This window comes from Nitrosomonas communis (assembly GCF_001007935.1).
GTDB classification, from domain to species: Bacteria; Pseudomonadota; Gammaproteobacteria; order Burkholderiales; family Nitrosomonadaceae; genus Nitrosomonas; species Nitrosomonas communis.
Genome location: NZ_CP011451.1, coordinates 3,656,238 through 3,672,781, shown reverse-complemented (window position 1 = coordinate 3,672,781; position 16,544 = coordinate 3,656,238). Strand labels below are relative to the sequence as shown.

16 protein-coding genes, 1 tRNA gene and 2 pseudogenes are annotated in these 16,544 nt (G+C 44.5%); 10 read left to right on the top strand and 9 right to left on the bottom strand.

The annotated features are described in order from the left end of the window. Positions 1-126 precede the first annotated feature (126 nt). Positions 127-501: a hypothetical protein gene (locus AAW31_RS16515; RefSeq protein ID WP_144413005.1), complete on the top strand. Its 375-nt coding sequence runs from the start codon at positions 127-129 to the stop codon at positions 499-501. On the opposite strand, the pseudogene AAW31_RS16510 reads toward AAW31_RS16515, so the two are convergent. The 4 genes and pseudogenes from AAW31_RS16510 to AAW31_RS16500 form a co-directional block, all read right to left on the bottom strand. Next, positions 498-1,414, bottom strand: a pseudogene (locus AAW31_RS16510) (IS3 family transposase); the annotation flags it as partial. The gene AAW31_RS16515 and the pseudogene AAW31_RS16510 overlap by 4 nt on opposite strands. Next, the gene (locus AAW31_RS22915) at positions 1,375-1,740 is read right to left on the bottom strand and encodes a hypothetical protein (protein ID WP_046851074.1); all 366 of its coding nucleotides are present in this window, start codon (positions 1,738-1,740) and stop codon (positions 1,375-1,377) included. The gene AAW31_RS22915 and the pseudogene AAW31_RS16510, both read right to left, overlap by 40 nt. Continuing rightward, positions 1,698-1,901, bottom strand: coding sequence for a helix-turn-helix domain-containing protein (locus AAW31_RS22340; protein ID WP_200899656.1), 204 nt, complete (start codon positions 1,899-1,901; stop codon positions 1,698-1,700). Before AAW31_RS22340 ends, AAW31_RS22915 begins: the two co-directional genes overlap by 43 nt. Before the next feature lie 35 nt (positions 1,902-1,936). Next, positions 1,937-2,191: pseudogene (locus AAW31_RS16500) on the bottom strand (transposase); the annotation flags it as partial. A gap of 134 nt (positions 2,192-2,325) precedes the next feature. Between AAW31_RS16500 and AAW31_RS22335 the strand changes: the two are divergent. Genes AAW31_RS22335 through AAW31_RS22315 form a run of 5 tightly spaced genes read left to right on the top strand, consistent with a single transcriptional unit; the run spans position 2,326 to position 5,318 of the window. Further along, positions 2,326-3,057 carry an AAA family ATPase gene (locus tag AAW31_RS22335; RefSeq protein WP_052752319.1) on the top strand — a complete coding sequence of 244 codons (732 nt, stop codon included), beginning with the start codon at positions 2,326-2,328 and terminating at the stop codon, positions 3,055-3,057. 3 nt (positions 3,058-3,060) lie between these two features. Beyond that, positions 3,061-3,264, top strand: a complete 204-nt coding sequence (locus tag AAW31_RS22330; RefSeq protein ID WP_052752318.1) for a hypothetical protein — start codon at positions 3,061-3,063, stop codon at positions 3,262-3,264. 32 nt (positions 3,265-3,296) lie between these two features. Then, a complete protein-coding gene (locus AAW31_RS22325) occupies positions 3,297-3,836 on the top strand; it encodes a hypothetical protein (protein ID WP_200899655.1) in 540 nt (179 codons plus the stop codon). Next, a complete protein-coding gene (locus tag AAW31_RS22320) occupies positions 3,833-4,225 on the top strand; it encodes a hypothetical protein (protein ID WP_200899654.1) in 393 nt (130 codons plus the stop codon). Before AAW31_RS22325 ends, AAW31_RS22320 begins: the two co-directional genes overlap by 4 nt. A gap of 4 nt (positions 4,226-4,229) precedes the next feature. Beyond that, the gene (locus tag AAW31_RS22315) at positions 4,230-5,318 is read left to right on the top strand and encodes a hypothetical protein (RefSeq protein WP_052752315.1); all 1,089 of its coding nucleotides are present in this window, start codon (positions 4,230-4,232) and stop codon (positions 5,316-5,318) included. A 3-nt stretch (positions 5,319-5,321) separates the two neighbouring features. Here AAW31_RS22315 and AAW31_RS16490 read toward each other — a convergent pair whose 3' ends face one another. Further along, positions 5,322-6,203, bottom strand: a complete 882-nt coding sequence (locus AAW31_RS16490; RefSeq protein ID WP_082110585.1) for an IS982 family transposase — start codon at positions 6,201-6,203, stop codon at positions 5,322-5,324. A gap of 20 nt (positions 6,204-6,223) precedes the next feature. Between AAW31_RS16490 and AAW31_RS16480 the strand changes: the two genes are divergently transcribed. Then, positions 6,224-7,353, top strand: a protein-coding gene (locus AAW31_RS16480; protein WP_144412787.1) for an IS3 family transposase whose coding sequence is annotated in 2 segments (ribosomal slippage) — positions 6,224-6,476 and positions 6,476-7,353 — 1,131 coding nt in all. Because the reading frame shifts where the segments join, the coding sequence is not laid out codon by codon here. Positions 7,354-7,722: 369 nt separating this feature from the next. Here the strand turns inward: AAW31_RS16480 and AAW31_RS16475 are convergent. Together AAW31_RS16475 and AAW31_RS16470 are read right to left on the bottom strand one after the other, a co-directional pair. Next, positions 7,723-8,193 (bottom strand): transposase, encoded by a 471-nt coding sequence (locus AAW31_RS16475; RefSeq protein ID WP_144412826.1) that lies wholly within the window; start codon positions 8,191-8,193, stop codon positions 7,723-7,725. Then, positions 8,189-8,548, bottom strand: a complete 360-nt coding sequence (locus tag AAW31_RS16470) for an IS630 transposase-related protein (RefSeq protein ID WP_046849893.1) — start codon at positions 8,546-8,548, stop codon at positions 8,189-8,191. Before AAW31_RS16470 ends, AAW31_RS16475 begins: the two co-directional genes overlap by 5 nt. Positions 8,549-8,625: 77 nt before the next feature. Here AAW31_RS16470 and AAW31_RS16465 point away from each other — a divergent pair, with 77 nt between their 5' ends. Next, the gene (locus tag AAW31_RS16465; RefSeq protein ID WP_144413004.1) at positions 8,626-9,372 is read left to right on the top strand and encodes a hypothetical protein; all 747 of its coding nucleotides are present in this window, start codon (positions 8,626-8,628) and stop codon (positions 9,370-9,372) included. A 721-nt stretch (positions 9,373-10,093) separates the two neighbouring features. Here AAW31_RS16465 and AAW31_RS16460 read toward each other — a convergent pair. Continuing rightward, a tRNA-Val gene (locus AAW31_RS16460) sits at positions 10,094-10,170 on the bottom strand. 306 nt (positions 10,171-10,476) lie between these two features. Between AAW31_RS16460 and AAW31_RS16455 the strand changes: the two genes are divergently transcribed. Next, positions 10,477-11,451, top strand: a complete 975-nt coding sequence (locus tag AAW31_RS16455) for a YheT family hydrolase (protein ID WP_046851071.1) — start codon at positions 10,477-10,479, stop codon at positions 11,449-11,451. 48 nt (positions 11,452-11,499) lie between these two features. Here AAW31_RS16455 and trhP read toward each other — a convergent pair whose 3' ends face one another. Next, a complete protein-coding gene (gene trhP, locus AAW31_RS16450) occupies positions 11,500-12,855 on the bottom strand; it encodes a prephenate-dependent tRNA uridine(34) hydroxylase TrhP (protein ID WP_046851070.1) in 1,356 nt (451 codons plus the stop codon). A 132-nt stretch (positions 12,856-12,987) separates the two neighbouring features. Between trhP and dnaE the strand changes: the two genes are divergently transcribed. Further along, positions 12,988-16,533, top strand: a complete 3,546-nt coding sequence (dnaE, locus tag AAW31_RS16445) for a DNA polymerase III subunit alpha (protein WP_046851069.1) — start codon at positions 12,988-12,990, stop codon at positions 16,531-16,533. The last annotated feature ends 11 nt before the right edge of the window (positions 16,534-16,544 follow it).

Genomic DNA, 16,544 nt, shown 5'->3' with positions numbered 1-16,544 from the left:
AAGCTGACGGCACTCTGATTTGTTGCCAATGTAAAAAAAAACCAAACCCATTTCAAATCTTGGACAATAGCAGACCTTTCAGATGAGTTAGAAAAAGCTTCATGTTTATTGGCTTGCAAAAAGAATGTGAAAGTTCGTTTCTATTCACGTAGCCCTTTTGGCGAATTAGCAAAGCTGCGCGAATATGCCGCTACTCAAGCAGATGAAGCACACTACCTCGCAAATTTAAACAAAGGACATCGAGAAACTAACGCAGAGTTAGCGGTGAAACTTAGCTTGCATGCACCCAATCTTTCAACCTATGAGTTCCTGAATCGAACTACGTTTGAAACCAGTCCAGAACTAGGCCGTATGGAAAGCTTGCTATATGAGCGTTTACGCTTTATAGCTAGTAATCCAAGAGCCGCTTACGATACTCTTTGGAAAAACATCGATCAACTCGGAGCGCGTCTAGATAGTAGCAACCTGACGTGTTCAAGTAAAATCGGACACCTCAGTTAAGCTGCTTTTATCGATTCTGCTGCTTCTGCTTCATATTGATTCGGACTTTTGTAATCCAGGTATGAATGCAGTCTTTGGTTGTTATAAAACACGGCGATATACTGCAAAATATCCTGCTGTGCTGCATGGCGGGTTTGGTAATGCCGCCATTGGCAGCGTTCCTGCTTGAGGCTGCCAAAGAAACTTTCCGCAACCGCATTATCCCAACAATTTCCCAGACGACTCATGCTGCCAATAAAACCGTATGCTTTCAGTAGATTGCGGTATGCTTTACTAGCATACTGCGACCCACGATCCGAATGCACGATCAGGCCAGGCGGTGGCCGGCGTAGCCAGATCGCCATTCGTAATGCATCACAAACCAGTGTTGCTTTCATCCGTGAGCTCATACTCCAGCCCACCACCTTTCGGGAGAACAAATCGATAACAATCGCCAGATACAGCCAGCCTTCCTGAGTCCAAATGCAGGTAATGTCGCAAACATAGACTTGATCCGGTCTGGCAACCGTAAATTGCCGATTCAATTGGTTCTCAAACACTGGCAACGGGTGATTGCTGTCCGTCGTCACCTTGTATTTCTTCCGGTGTTTCACTTGTATCCCGGCTTCTTGCATTAGTCTTCTCGCCTTCCAGCGACCAACCCGATAGCCCAAGGCACTTAGCGCTCGCTTCATCCTGCGACTGCCATAGGTATAATCGCATGATTTTGCAATATTCTGCACAGCATTAAGTAGTTGCCTGTGGTGTAGATCATCCGGGCAATTGCAGCAGCGTTGTTCATAGTCATGAGTCAAGCACTGCGACTGACACCCAATAGCCGGCACATGAGGCCGACCGGGTAGGTCTTTTTCTTTTGGGTGATGAACGAATACTTCACTTCGTTTCTTTCGCGAAAAAGACCGCCGCCTCCTTTAGTATAGCAGATCCCATATAAAATGATTTAAATTTCATAAGCGGCAAAGAGCTGCTCGATGGAACAACCTTCCCTTTTTCTGATGGCTTTGGCCTGGGCCCATTTGGGTTCAATGCCATTAAAGTCTGGAGAATAAGACGGTAGTATTCAAGCGTATGCCCGGCATTGGCAAAGGCGATTTGGATATCCTGTCGCTTGTGGAACATCGCCTTGTCTATGACGATCACGCAAGTGCTGACTCCCAGCCGTTTGATGCGCTCGTACTGATACGCGTCCGGATAACCTATGACGTCCTGCGAACATCTCCATGTCGATCCTGGTTGCATTGCAGGTTTGTTGCGGGTTGTCTTGGGGGATCAGGAGTATTGATCCAACGCATCACGCTGGCCACACCTACGCAAAAACGCTTGGCCACTTGCGCAATTGAGAGGTTCTCCTTTTCACGAACGGATAATACTTTACGGCGAAATAATATCGGATAGGTCATCTGTAAATTATAATCAATTTATAGGAGACATGCTATATTTGCCGCTCAAGCTTTAATTGCTTGTTTTCTAGTTTAAGCCGCCGGATTTCTTCCTGCTCCGGTGTCAGTTTCCCATTACCGCGGAATGCCTGACCATTAGTATCCGCCTGGCTTTCCCTGATCCATCGCCCAAGCATGTTAGCCCTGATTTCCAGGTTTCTGGCAGCTTCTGCTATCGTTAATCCCTGATCCAGTACCAAGCTGATTGCATCCAGCTTGAATTCCTTTGTATAGTGTTTCCTAGGTTCCATTTCATCCTCCAATTAAGACTATTTTCTCTTAACTGGAGTGTCCGGGTCTATTAGACCATATCAACCTATTCACTTCCCTCCAGCATCGCCTTACAAAGGATGACCTTAAAGCCTTCCTTCAGCAGGCAGGCGCCATGCTAGCTCCAAGCATACATATTGAAGAGATTCGAGTTTCGTTTGCTAGCACCTCTGCTATCGGTAGATCATGGCAGCGAAGCACTGCGGGTCAGTGCATTAATCGTTCTATTGTTAGCGAATTACTCGAAGCTATTAATGCTGGAAAACGCACTATCTTACTTACGGGCCTACCTGGCTCAGGTAAAACCTGTGCGATATTAGCCGTGCAAGAGGCTTTAGAACAAAGAGCAAAAACTTGCTCTGATTTAGTGCCACTCTTTGTTCAAGCACGCGAATTTGCCGATGTGGCCACAGAACAGGAACGCAAAGCCCTGGGATTGCCTGAATTATGGGTAGAAAAAGCAGCTCGCATGGCTGACGCAGTAAAAGTAGTCGTAGTCATTGATTCATTGGATGTTTTGTCTATTTCTCGTGAACACAGCGTATTGACATATTTCTTAGCACAAATAGACCGTCTACTGTTGATACCCAATATTACAGTAGTCACTGCCTGCCGTGACTTTGACCGGCATTATGACTACAGAATTGCAGCACGACAATGGGATTGTGAATTAAAGTGCCAACCTTTAGATTGGGAATCTGAAATTGAGCCGCTGCTTGATACACTCGGCGTTCATGCGACAACTGTTGATTCTGTCACCCGTGAATTAATCCGAAATCCGCACGAGTTGGCATTATTTGTCGAGCTTGCCCAGCGAGAAGGCAGTTTTAACGTGGTATCCAGCTAGGCTTTGGCACAGCGATATCTTGACACCATTGTGCGGGCAAATGACAAGTTAGGTGAAACAGCAATGCAAGCGATTGAAACCATAGCCGATGAAATGCTCAAAACACGTAGCTTGGCAGTACATCATCAACGCTTTACCGCGTCACAAGATATTTTACGAATACTGTGGGGCCTTAACGTATTAAGAGAAACCAAGAGGGAAAATTAACGTTCGGACATCAAACTCTGTTGGATGTGTTGGTGATCAGTGGAGCTGTACGCAAGGGGATCACGCTAAATAAGTTTATTAATGACTTGCCTCCTGTCCCCTTTGTACGCCCCAGTATCCGTAGTTTTGTCACACAACTGGCAATAGGTGATCGTCGTGAGCTCAGGAAACAAATACGAGCAGTATTGACAGGAAACGCTGCCTTTCACATACGCCGCTTGGTAGCTGAATCATTTGCTGAACAACCACCACAGGATGATGACTGGCCACTGATACGTGATTTGCATGAAAAGCACTACGACGTGTTTCAGGTGATATACACCCAAGCGGAACTAATACAATGGCATTACTTTTGGCTCAAACATCTGGTGCCTAGCCTGATCGTCGCGCGGGATACCGAAGAGCTGACAGCACATACCTATCGAGTATCCCGGTGGAAAAACGAAGATACTGCAGGGGTATTGTCGTTTTGGATGGAAGTATTGTCATTAAGCTGGATGGATGGCGAAAAAATTTCCTGGCAGTTAGAACATCATTTATCCGAGATCAATTCGGAAAATTTGGCACTGTGATCAGCCCCCTACTTAAAAAATTGCTCGATATGCCGAGGCAAAAACATAGTTCTCTAGGACATGCTCTAGCTCGCTGTGTGGCAGCAGGAAGTATGGAAGATCTTTGGTTATGGCGTTATATTGCCGGTGACATCAGCGAAGACGATGTAATCAAATTTCATTTCAACAACAAACTGCATTGTCAACCTCATGAGTTTGGAAAGAGTAATAACAACTTTCTCCGTAACCGGATGGTGCAATCCACTACATTGCTGGATTTGGCGTTGAAATCGATTGAGCAGTGGAGCGAAGCCCGGTCACTTCACTATGGCAAGACCCCCATAGTTTACCGATATGGATTCCTGCACGAAACCTCATATAATGATATACATAGTCAGCACGATAGTTAGACATATGAGCAGTGAACGCATCCTAATGGATGCGGTAGAAGCTGCTATCCTTAATCATGCCCAAACGCATTCTGAGTGGTGGCAAAGCAACCGTGAACGACTGTGCTTCAACCATGAAGGTGCTTTACTCTACTTCGCTATCCTGGCATGCACCGCATCACCTCAAGCCAACATAGATTTGATCGGGCGCATGTTGTGCGATAAAAATTTATTAAAATTCGAACTTGTCCACGAATTGGGTGCATTGATTCAGACAGCATTCATATACCTTGATACGTCTAAACAGGGTGATGCAATGGCCTGCGTTCTGAACGCGTGGGAAGAAGATTTTACTGAGGAGAATAGGCGTGCGTGGATACTGAAGAAACAAGCTGAATTGATTGTCACTATTCCATGCTATCTGCGCTCACCAGAAGCACAAGCAGTGTTGGAAGCTCATGAAAATAGAGAGGGTGTTTTATTTCTTGAGCCTGACATTCGGGCATGGAGCGGTACGGTTTCTGCTCCATTCTCATTTGAAGTATTTCTTGATTCAAGTGATGGTGGAGTATTGTGTTTATTGGCGCATTACATAAAATATATCAAAGATTTCGATGATCGTCTGGTTGGTGGAAAACAACAAGTTGGTTGGCAATTGCGTGAAGCGGCATCTCGCCATCCATTGCATTTCTTGCAGTTATTGTCCGCTCATTGGATCGAGATTCCCGAAGAGTTTTGTGATGATATTCTCGACGGTGTAGCCAATTATCTAGAACGCCGTTATGGTAATTTGCAAACCAATGATACATGGAAGCCGATCAATGAACCTGATGCCTTTATATTGGCGGGCCACATTCTTGATGAACTGGAAAGACATCCCAAACACTGGCATTATAATCGGGCTGCATTAAAGGCCCTGCAAGCCTGTGCATATGTGATACAGGATACACAAAATGCTGGACGTCTTGTGTTTAAAGCAATAGGTTTTGCGAATCTTCAAGAGGAAAATCCTATAAAAGGAGATTCGGTCGATTTAATCAATCAAGGTATCAATATGATAGGTGAATGCATTGCCGAGGCCTTAATGATTGTGGCTAACGTGAGTTCGATATAAGGATCACGCTACCACATCTGGAAGAGCTTGAGGGAGTCTGATATTAAGCGAGGGTTTCTTTTCGCGAAAGGTGTAAGCCACCAGCCCGGCTATCAGATTAACAAAGAAGTTAACTGGGCTGCGATGGCGGGAATGCTCGATTTGTGAGATATTTTTCAATTGATCATTGACAGTCTCAATGATTGAGCGTTTACGTAACAAGAGCTTGTCAAACATCGGCAACAGCTTGTTTTTCATGTTCTTGCGTACCTTGGTGACGAGCTGTACGCCTTGCTCCCAAAGTTGCTCAAAGAGCGGTTGCGAGATATAGCCCCGGTCACCAAAGAGTTTTCCAAACAGAGAGCGCGCCAGTTCCGGAACTACATCACGGTCATCCACATTGCCCGCTGTGATTTTGACTCCCAGCAATTCCCCCTGGTCATTAATGACCAGGTGCAACTTGAACCCATAAAACCAACCCACACTGGTCTTTCCCCGAGCAGCAAAATCTGCCATTACTTTATGAGACCCAATACGGCGATTATGGCACACACTGATCTTAGTCGAATCAATGAAGCTGATCCCACTGCATTGCCCAAAGCGGCTGGTCAGAAAGCAGCACAAAGGTACCAGGCTGCCTTGCAATAGCTCAACAAAGCGGTTATAGCTCACCAACCCTGGAAAATAATCGCGCTGATACCTCAACACGTAATTCAGGTAATAGTGCTTAAATGTCTGGTAGCCGGACAGATGAAATCCCACCATAATGGTCATGATTTCGCTTAGACACAGCGCTCCTTGCCGCCGACGCTGTTTCAGCGATGACTCTAATAAGTGCTGCTCCCATCGTGGTTCAAACTGAAGTGGTACCCAAAAACTGTACAGGTTGTTAAGCTCTGGCAGAATTAAAAAGGAGCTTAATAACAATGAGTAAAAAGCGCATACAATATTCGAGCGAATTCAAAGCAAAACTAGCGCTGGCAGCGATACGTGGTGATGAAACTGTCCCCCAATTAGCAGCGCGTTATAATGTACATCCCACGCAGATCAATAGCTGGAAACGGCAACTCATTGAGCAAGCTGCCGAGCTGTTTTGTAAAAATAATACTGCCGCCAATAAGGAGCAGCCTACAACAGATGACCTGCACCGGGTTATTGGTCAATTGGCGGTAGAACGCGATTTTTTAGCAAGAAAGCTCAATCATTAAGTCTTGTAGAACGCAAAGAGATGATTGAGCCCCATGGCAAACTTAGTCAAACTCGTCAATGTCAGCTGCTGGATCTGGCGCGCTCAACTTATTATTATCAACCGCAACCAATCAGTAATGCTGATCTGGTTCTGCTGCGCATGATGGATGAACAGTACTTAAAGACGCCACAATATGGCTCACGCAGTTATGCTACCTGGTTTCAGCGCCAGGGAATCATGTTAGGGCGCAAGAAAGCCTCTTCCTTAATGAAGACACTCGGTATTGTCAGCATAGCTCCAAAACCCAGGACCAGCATCTCAAGCAAACAGCATAAGGTCTATCCTTATCTGCTTAGAGAACTTGTCATTAATAAACCCAATCAGGTTTGGGCTGCCGACATAACCTATGTCCCCATGGAGAAAGGCTTTGGCTATCTGGTTGCCATCATCGACTGGCATTCGCGTAAGGTGTTGAGCTGGCGCTTGTCCAATACCTTGGATACTGACTTTTGTACTCAGGCGCTGGAGGCAGCCATCCAGGATTATGGCTGTCCACAGATCATGAATACCGACCAGGGCGTACAGTTTACCAGCGAAGCATTTACCTCCATACTAAAAGATCATCATATTCAGATCAGCATGGATGGCAAGGGGTGCTACTATGACAACATTTTTGTTGAACGACTTTGGCGGACAGTTAAGTATGAGCTTTTATATACCAGAGAATTCAATAATCTGAAGGAGATAAAGCAGAATTTATCCACATGGTTTGAATGGTACAATCAAGAACGATTTCATCAAAGCCTTGACCGTCTTACGCCTGATGAAATCTACTATAGTGATCCAAGAATTGATCGGGTTGCCTGAACCTGTTTAACTATACATATCAGAGCTGAACTTTCTTTCAGGTTGTCCAGTTACAGGGAACCACATCAAACTCTTTACAAAATTCGTCACTCTCACAAAAAATCGTTGTAGTAGCCATTGAAATCTGACTCCTCTCATGATGAATTTCTTTCCAGAACCACTTCATCATAAAGAATTCAGATTCCCTTTACAGCTTTTCTTATGTCGAACTCACGTTGGCTAATAATTTTCAAGAACGGAGCATCCCATTCCCCGAGTTATTATCACCCACGCTTCGCCGTTTTGCTGGGGATGAGCACCCTGCGATTCGTGCTTTAATCCTGCGGCGTTTACCCTATCTTCAGTATAGCAGATCCCATATAAAATGATTTAAATTTCATAAGCGGCAAAGAGTTGCTCGATGGAACAACCTTCCTTTTTTCTGATGGCTTTGGCCTGAGCCCATTTGGGTTCAATGTCATTTAAGTCAGGGGAATAAGGCGGTAGGTATTCAAGTGTATGCCCGGCATTGGCAATGGCGGTTTGGATATCCTGCCGTTTATGAAAGGTTGCGTTGTCCATGACAATCACGCAAGCGGGCAAAAGTTTAGGCAACAGGTCCTGCGTTATCCACGCATAGAAAATGTCAGCGGTGATATTGGCGATGAACAGACTTATGGTCAGCAGCGTCTTTCCGATGAGAGCGCCAATCACATTGGTTCGACCTCGTGCATGCCAGTTTTTTACGCCATGGACGCGCTCACCCACTGGCGCATAGCCATGCGTGCGTGGCATGTCGTGCGCAAAGCCGCTTTCATCAAGGTAGACGATAACGCGGCCTGCTCGCTCATAGTCTTCAATTTTTTGCTGGAAGATACGCCGCTCTTTTTCGCTGGCTTTGGGGTGACACAGGCTTTTTTTTATAAGTCACGCCCAGACGCTTTAAAGCATGGTTAATGCCTTGCTTGCTGACACCCAACCGTTTGGTGCGCTCGTACTGATACGCGTCCGGATAATTCTTGATGTCCTGCGCCAACATTTCCATGTTGATCTTGGTGGCAGGTTTGTTGCGGGTGGTCTTGGGATCGGGAGTTTTGATCCAACGCATCACGCTGGCCACACCTACACCAAAACGCTTGGCCACTTGCGCCATTGAGAGGTTCTCCTTCTCACGAACGGATAATACTTTACGGCGAAATAATATCGGATAGGTCATCTGTAAATTATAATCAATTTATAGGGGACATGCTATACAAAAAATCTGAGTTAGGTTGGGATTTATTTAATTGTGCCATGAAAGATGCATCCGGACTTTGGCAGACCGCTGAGCCTTGCCTGTATTATTCTTATCATAGTCATTTTGAAAAAGTCGCACCATTGCTTGCTCGCATTTACCACGAGGATGGCGAAAAGGGCATGAAAACCTGGGGGCGTATTTCGGCATTGGCAGCTTTGTCCAATCGAATTGATTTTGACGTTTGGTTAGAAGACTTAAAAACTTTGGGTGTTACTGATGCCTGGCAAGGGGCAGCAAGCGTATGGACGAATACTGAAAATATTAAACAACATCGGAGTCAATGTCTTGCAGGAATTGAAGCAGGTCTGAATGCTGATAGTCCACATGCTAATATAATCGCCAAGGGGTTGGAAAAGTTGTTCCGGGATAGTACATCGGTAATTTCTATTCGAACGGAGTTGATTCGTAAATGTTTTAGTATCTTGGAAAACGATAATGAGAACAGGCAACATTACTTTTTTGAGTTTGGTGATTGGCTTAACGGCATATCGCAACATGATCCTGAACAGGCGATAGCTGCGACTGAGATTTTTCTAACCTATGTCAAACGGACCAGACCGTATCTGTATGATCATGGAAATAACCTTACCCAATTAATGACCCGACTGTTTTCGGAAGCCGAAGAACGGGAAGAGTCTGATCATGGCGAAATGCTGTGGCGCGTGGTATCCATACAAGACACACTGCTTTCATTAGGGCTTGATAGCATCAACGATTGGCTCAGAGCTGCCGAACGTCCGTGACAAAGAATCAATCGACATTCTGGTGGGATTAAAAATACAAATACCCGCTTTTGGCCAAAAGAGTCCAGCAGGATTGAGGAATATCAAAATGCCATCCAAAATTCAGGACAATAAGTTACTTCATTTTCCCATCGAGGCACTCAGTTTCTACTAGACGATAAGTTTTGTAGGGTCCGCTCGATTGCTTACTTTTAATTGTTGTGTATCGAATATATATCTAGTGGCCATGGCATGAATAGATGCGATACTGACTACATAATATTAATATTATAGCGCTACAATACAAGAATAAGAGAGCGTTAAAGAGAAAAGATACTGGATATCAATCATATTTATTTCACAGTTGGTGAAATAAATATGAATTTTCTAAGAATTTTGGAGTAGAAATCGGAAGATAGGTTAAAATCATCATAGAAAATTTTCCAAAATAGTAGGCGCCCCACATTTCATCATCATGTGTTTGCTGAAAAATAAGCTCTTCTTATGATCTGCTCCAACTAGCACTACATTTCATTCTAAAAAGCTTATTTATCACTTTATTCAATTTAGAAGTTGTACTGAAGTACGAGAGACAGAGAATATATGGATCATCAAAACGACATTATGTCAATCAGCATGAAACTTGCTTTTTGCTCAAATGTCATATTCTTAGCTATGCAACAAATAAAAAAACAAGACCTAAAACTGGTTATTGATTCTTGAATTTATTTATTTGAGATTGTGGTAGGCGCGATTGGACTCGAACCAACGACCCCCACCATGTCAAGGTGATGCTCTAACCAGCTGAGCTACGCGCCTGGGTAATGCAACATTCTAACTGAAACATTGTATAGGTTCAAATATAAGTTAAAAAGAATGATGTTTTGAACTTTTAAAATTTATATTTCATTCTGCTTAGAGTAGCAGCATGATGAGAAGCAAGGTAATATTTATTGCTTTTAAAACGAAAAATAAATTTTTCACTGCATATAGTTAGTGACATTTTCCATCACTTTAAGTTGGGTTCGATAAGAATCAACAAGCATTAATTTATTGGCATGGCAAGAAAATAACGATTATTCTTTGTCATTTTTGAGAAACTCATTGTTGGGTGTCCGAGATTATATGAACGTTAAATTTAAGTATATTGCGCCAAAATGGCTACCAGGTGGTAATGCACAAACCATTTATCCTTATTTTCTAAGGCCATCGTTGCAGGTGGTTTTGCAACGCGAACGCTGGGAGCTTGAAGATGGTGATTTTGTAGATGTTGATTGGTTGGAAGGTCCTTTGGATAAGCCGCTGGTGGTCATGTTTCACGGGCTGGAAGGAAGCTCACGCAGTCATTATTCGCTCAGTATTTTGAATCATTTACGAGAGCAGAATTGGCGGGGTGCGATTATTCATTTCCGGGGTTGCTCTGGAGAGCCTAATAGACTACCACGTGCTTACCATGCAGGTGATTCATTGGAAATAGATTGCATGCTGCGACGGATAGCGCATCAATGTGAGTTGCAGAAATCAGGTTTGCCACTTTACGTAATCGGCATTTCACTTGGAGGAAATGCTTTATTGAAATGGTTAGGTGAACAAGGTAGTCAGGCAAGCAGATTGGTTACAGCCGCTGCTGCAGTTTCAGCCCCACTTGATTTGGCTGCTGCTGGAAAGGCGCTTGAGTTAGGCTTTAACCAAGTCTATACCCGGCATTTTCTGAGTTCTTTAAAGCGTAAAGCATTAGAAAAACATAAGCGTTTTCCAGGCTTGCTCGATGGGCAGGCGATCGCTGCAACGAGTTCGCTATATGAATTCGATACCCATGTTACAGCACCCTTGCATGGCTTCCGTAATACGGAAGAGTACTGGAGTAAATCCAGCAGCAAGCCTTGGCTTCAACATATCCAGGTTCCCGCTTTTGTTATCAATGCGCAAAATGATCCATTTATGCCGGCTGATGCATTGCCGACAAGAGGTAAGGTTTCATCTATGGTTTTGCTTGAATTTCCTGAGCAAGGCGGGCATGTGGGATTTATGCATGGAACTTTCCCTGGTCAGCATAGTTGGCTGCCTCAGCGGCTTATCAGTTTCTTTGAATCAGTGTGAACGTCTGGGCTGTTTAAAAATCTCGGTTTTTTAGTAAATTTTCCTGGATCAAGATAAGAACCTTGCTACAAAAGCTTTTTCAATATTTCCTTTGAGCGGAATTCTCACCCGATGGCCGCTACCTGGAGCGATATGAATGGCTAGGCCATCAATGTTTTGCATCTGTTCCAGCTCAATCACTTGATTACCAGAGGGGTGAATGATCTCCAAGCGATCTCCGATCTCAAAGCGATTCTTAACTAGAATTTCAGCCATGCCGCTGATTTCATCGATAGCAGTCACATCTCCCACATATTGACTACGGTTTGATTCCGAATGGCCACGCAGATAATTCTGAGTTTCATGACTATGATGCCGCTGGTAGAAACCGTCGGTATAACCACGATTGGCAAGCCCTTCCAGTTGACCAAGCAGGGCAGGATCGAAGGGGCGGTTGGCTATCGCATCATCTATCGCTTTACGGTAGACTTGGGCTGTACGGGCAACATAATAGGCTGATTTGGTTCGTCCTTCGATTTTGAGAGAATTGACCCCGATTTTGGCAAGTCGTCCAATATGTTCCACTGCGCGCAGATCTTTAGAGTTCATAATATAGGTGCCATGCTCATCTTCCATGATGGGCATGAGCTGGCCTGGTCGTTCTCCTTCCTCAATCAGATAAACCTGGTCTGCAGCCGGGTGCCGTTTGATATTATCCTGAGGGGTAGGTTGTTGCATTAATGCCTGGTTGAAGTCGAAGTCAATTTTTTGCAAAGGCTCAATGTCACCGGTTGCATTTTCTTCGGCTGACTTGACTTTATAATCCCATCGACAGGAATTGGTGCAGGTACCCTGATTTGGATCGCGGTGATTAAAGTACCCTGATAACAGGCACCGCCCTGAGTAGGCAATGCATAAGGCCCCATGAACAAATACTTCCAGTTCCATATCCGGGCAAAGTTGACGAATTTCGCTAATTTCGTCGAGTGATAGCTCTCTGGAGAGGATGACGCGTGTTAATCCGATTTTCTGCCAGAATTTTACCGCAGCATAATTGACAGTATTGGCTTGAACAGAAAGATGGATTGGAATATGCGGCCATTTTTCTCTGACTAACATAATGAGCCCGGGGTCTGCCATAATCAGTGCATCGGGTTTGAGCTCAATGACAGGTGCCATATCAGCCATATAAGTTTTTACCTTTGCATTATGCGGCATAAGGTTACTGGTAACGAAGAATTTTTTGTTTAATGCATGGGCTTCTGTAATGCCGTTACGCAATTGCTCCAGAGAAAACTCATTATTGCGGGCTCGTAGAGAATACCGTGGTTGGCCAGCGTAAACTGCATCAGCGCCATAAGCATAAGCAATACGCATTTTTTCCAGCGAGCCAGCTGGGAGTAAAAGTTCAAGGGTGTTTAGCATAGTGTAAAATGAGCAGTAATATTAAATCGATGGGCCGTTTGGTACGCATACGAGACACTACGCCCATTAATAGTGAATCATCTCCAGAAATAATCCTGAAAGTCGAAAAGTTAATTTTTTAATTGTAGCATTATGCTGACTGATCCTGCTTTTATCCACCTTCGACTGCATAGTGAATACTCCATCGTTGATAGCATCGTTCGTATCGATGAAGTTTTATCAAAAGCAGCTTCAGATAATATGCCAGCAGTGGCGTTAACGGATCTTGCCAATCTTTTTGGATTGATCAAATTCTACCAAAGCGCTTATAAAAAGGGTATCAAACCTATCATTGGGTGTGATAGCTGGATTACGAATGAGACAGATCGTGATAAGCCTACGCGCGTTTTATTATTATGCCAATCTTTTACTGGTTACTTGTTATTGTGTCGTTTGCTATCACGAGCTTATCGTGAGAATTTATACCGTGGCCGGGCTGAATTCCGCAAATCATGGTTTCATGCTAATGAAAGTGGAACAGATGGATTGATTCTGCTGTCAGGTGCCTATCGTAGTGAAATAGGGTTGCATCTATCGCAAAATAATTTGAGTGCAGCTGAAACTCTTGCTCAAGAATGGGCAAGCTTATTTCCAGGACGATTCTATATCGAGGTGCAGCGGATCGGCTATGCGAACGAGGAAAGCTGTGTACGAAATTCTCTGCAACTGGCTTCCAAATTGCAATTACCTGTTGTGGCAACCCATCCAGTGCAATTTTTAGAACCTGAAGATTATAAAGCCCATGAGGCGAGGGTATGCATTGCAGAAGGATATGTGTTAGGTGACCGCCGGCGTCCGCATCGCTTTAACGAGCAGCAATATTTTAAAACGCAAGCAGAGATGCAGGCTCTTTTTGCGGATATACCAGCCGCTCTTGCCAACAGTATAGAAATTGCCAAGCGCTGTTCACTTGTGCTCGAGCTAGGCGTTAACCGCTTGCCACGTTTTCCAACACCGGGTGCGGTTAGTATTGAGCAATATTTGCGTGAGCAGGCCGAAGCTGGGTTAGAAAAACGCCTGCATGTTCTATTTCCAGAGATCGAAGTATATGCTTCGAAACTGCCAAAATATCAGAACAGACTGGATTTCGAAGTGAATACTATCATCCAGATGGGATTTGCCGGCTATTTTTTAATCGTCGCTGATTTTATCAACTGGGCTAAGCAGAACGATGTGCCGGTAGGTCCAGGGCGTGGATCAGGTGCTGGTTCTCTTGTGGCTTATTCACTTGGGATTACTGATCTTGACCCGATGCGCTATGATTTGCTGTTCGAGCGCTTCCTGAATCCCGAACGAATATCTATGCCAGATTTTGATATCGATTTCTGCCAGGATAGGCGCGAACGCGTCATTGAATATGTAAAGCAGCGCTATGGTGCTGAGAGTGTTTCACAGATTGTCACTTTTGGCACGATGGCAGCAAAAGCAGTCGTGCGAGATGTGGGCCGTGTGCTCGATTTACCGTATAACTTTGTCGATCAACTAGCTAAATTAGTGCCATTTGAGATCGGGATGACGCTAAAAAAAGCACGTGCTGTTGAACCTCAATTGGAACAGCGCGCACGAGAGGAAGAAGATGTGCGTAATTTGCTGGAACTAGCAGAACGTCTAGAGGGGCTGACGCGCAACGTGGGAATGCATGCAGGGGGTGTGCTGATTGCACCGGGCAAGATTACTGATTTTTGCCCTGTGTATTGCGCTGATGCGGGAGATTCGGTCGTTAGCCAATTTGATAAGGATGATGTCGAGAAAATTGGTTTGGTGAAGTTTGATTTCCTTGGATTGCGTACCCTGACTATTCTCGACAGGGCAGTTTGTGATATTCGGCAGCGTTATGCTGAATTAGGGGCACAGGCAGCCGATCAGCAAGCTGGACAGTCGACATTTCCACTGAATCCACCCTTTTCTTTAGATCATATTCCTTTAGAGGATGCTGCAACCTATGCGTTGATGAGAAAAGGCAACGCCATCGGAATTTTTCAATTTGAATCACGCGGTATGAAAGATCTGCTGCAAAAAGCGAAGCCTGATCGGTTTGAAGATCTCATCGCTCTGGTCGCACTTTATCGACCTGGGCCAATGGATCTGATCCCCGAATTTATAGAACGTAAACACGGAAAACGTGTGGAATATCTGGATCCGCGTCTGGAACCTATTCTTGGGCCAACGTATGGCGTCATGATTTATCAGGAACAAGTGATGCAAATTGCTCAGGTGATAGGCGGGTATAGCTTGGGGGGCGCTGATTTACTACGGCGTGCGATGGGCAAAAAAAAGGTTGAAGAAATGGCGCAGCAACGCGATATTTTTGTAGCGGGTGCCATCAAGAATGGTTTGACTGAACAGGATGCGATTACGCTGTTTAATTTGATGGAGAAATTTGCTGGTTATGGTTTCAATAAATCGCATGCTGCGGCTTATGCCTTGATCGCGTTTCAGACAGCTTACCTTAAAGCACACTTTCCTGCAGAGTTTATGGCTGCGTGTTTGTCGGCAGAAATGAATGATACCGACAAGATCAATATTTTTTACGGGGACTGTCTGGCCAATCGGCTCACTATTTTACCGCCAGATATCAATCAATCCAGGTATCATTTCCATCCAATTGATGAAAGAACTATCCGTTATGGCTTGGGAGCAGTGAAGGGCACCGGGGAAGGGGCTATCTCAGCCATTATTGATGCACGCAATCAAGGTGGATGGTTTACTGATTTATTTGATCTTTGTTGTCGGATTGATCGGCGAGTAGTAAACCGTCGTGTTATAGAATCACTTATTCGTGTCGGTGCATTTGATAGTATCGATCCTAACCGGGCAGGCTTATTAGCCTCTGTAGGCATCGCGATCGAATTTGCCGAGCAACGTAGTTTGTCAATTCATCAGACGAGTTTATTTACGGAAATGGAGAATAATTTTCAACATCCGGCTTTAGTTAACGTTCCCCAATGGTCAGAGAAAGAGATACTGCAGAATGAGAAGCTGGGATTAGGGTTTTATTTCAGCGGACATCCATTTTCTACCTACGTAAAAGAGCTTAGCCACTTTGTCCAGACCCGCCTAGATCGACTTAGTTCAAGTTTGCGACGAGAGCTTCAGCTAATTGCTGGCGTGATACATTCTGTTCGCACGCAAATGACGCGTCGAGGGAAAATGGCCATCATTGTGTTAGACGATGGTCATGCCCAAGTAGAGGTCGTGGTTTATAACGAATTATTTTGTCAACACACTGATCTTCTAAAAGAAGATCAACTTCTGATTGCTGAAGTGACTATTAGTAATGCTTTTGGAGGCAATGATGAGCTTCGCATTATTGCCGATAAACTTTATGATCTTGCAAGTGCTCGCTCTTGCCATGCAAAAAAATTAAGGTTCGTCATAAACGGCTCGGTAACCTCTGATATAACCACTATCGCCAGGCTTAGGGAATTGTTCATGCCTTATCGGCAAGATAGCATAGCCAAAAATAAAGGTGCAGAAAGCCACCTTTATTCCTACTGCCCTGTGACGGTCATTTACCGGAACCAGTACGCAACCTGCGAGATCGAGTTAGGTAATAAATGGCAGGTTCATCTAGATGACACATTGATTGAATCGCTATCTACTTATCTACAGCCAGAGAACGTAGAGATCATTTATTAATGAGTTATTTC

Excerpts from the sequence above, each read along its gene's own strand:
- AAW31_RS22915 (WP_046851074.1), bottom strand. The coding sequence starts at position 1,740 with ATGCAACCAGGATCGACATGGAGATGTTCGCAGGACGTCATAGGTTAT.
- AAW31_RS22340 (WP_200899656.1), bottom strand. The coding sequence starts at position 1,901 with ATGACCTATCCGATATTATTTCGCCGTAAAGTATTATCCGTTCGTGAA.
- AAW31_RS22335 (WP_052752319.1), top strand. The coding sequence starts at position 2,326 with ATGCTAGCTCCAAGCATACATATTGAAGAGATTCGAGTTTCGTTTGCT.
- AAW31_RS22315 (WP_052752315.1), top strand. The coding sequence starts at position 4,230 with ATGAGCAGTGAACGCATCCTAATGGATGCGGTAGAAGCTGCTATCCTT.
- AAW31_RS16470 (WP_046849893.1), bottom strand. The coding sequence starts at position 8,548 with ATGACCTATCCGATATTATTTCGCCGTAAAGTATTATCCGTTCGTGAG.
- AAW31_RS16465 (WP_144413004.1), top strand. The coding sequence starts at position 8,626 with ATGAAAGATGCATCCGGACTTTGGCAGACCGCTGAGCCTTGCCTGTAT.
- AAW31_RS16455 (WP_046851071.1), top strand. The coding sequence starts at position 10,477 with ATGAACGTTAAATTTAAGTATATTGCGCCAAAATGGCTACCAGGTGGT.
- trhP (WP_046851070.1), bottom strand. The coding sequence starts at position 12,855 with ATGCTAAACACCCTTGAACTTTTACTCCCAGCTGGCTCGCTGGAAAAA.
- dnaE (WP_046851069.1), top strand. The coding sequence starts at position 12,988 with ATGCTGACTGATCCTGCTTTTATCCACCTTCGACTGCATAGTGAATAC.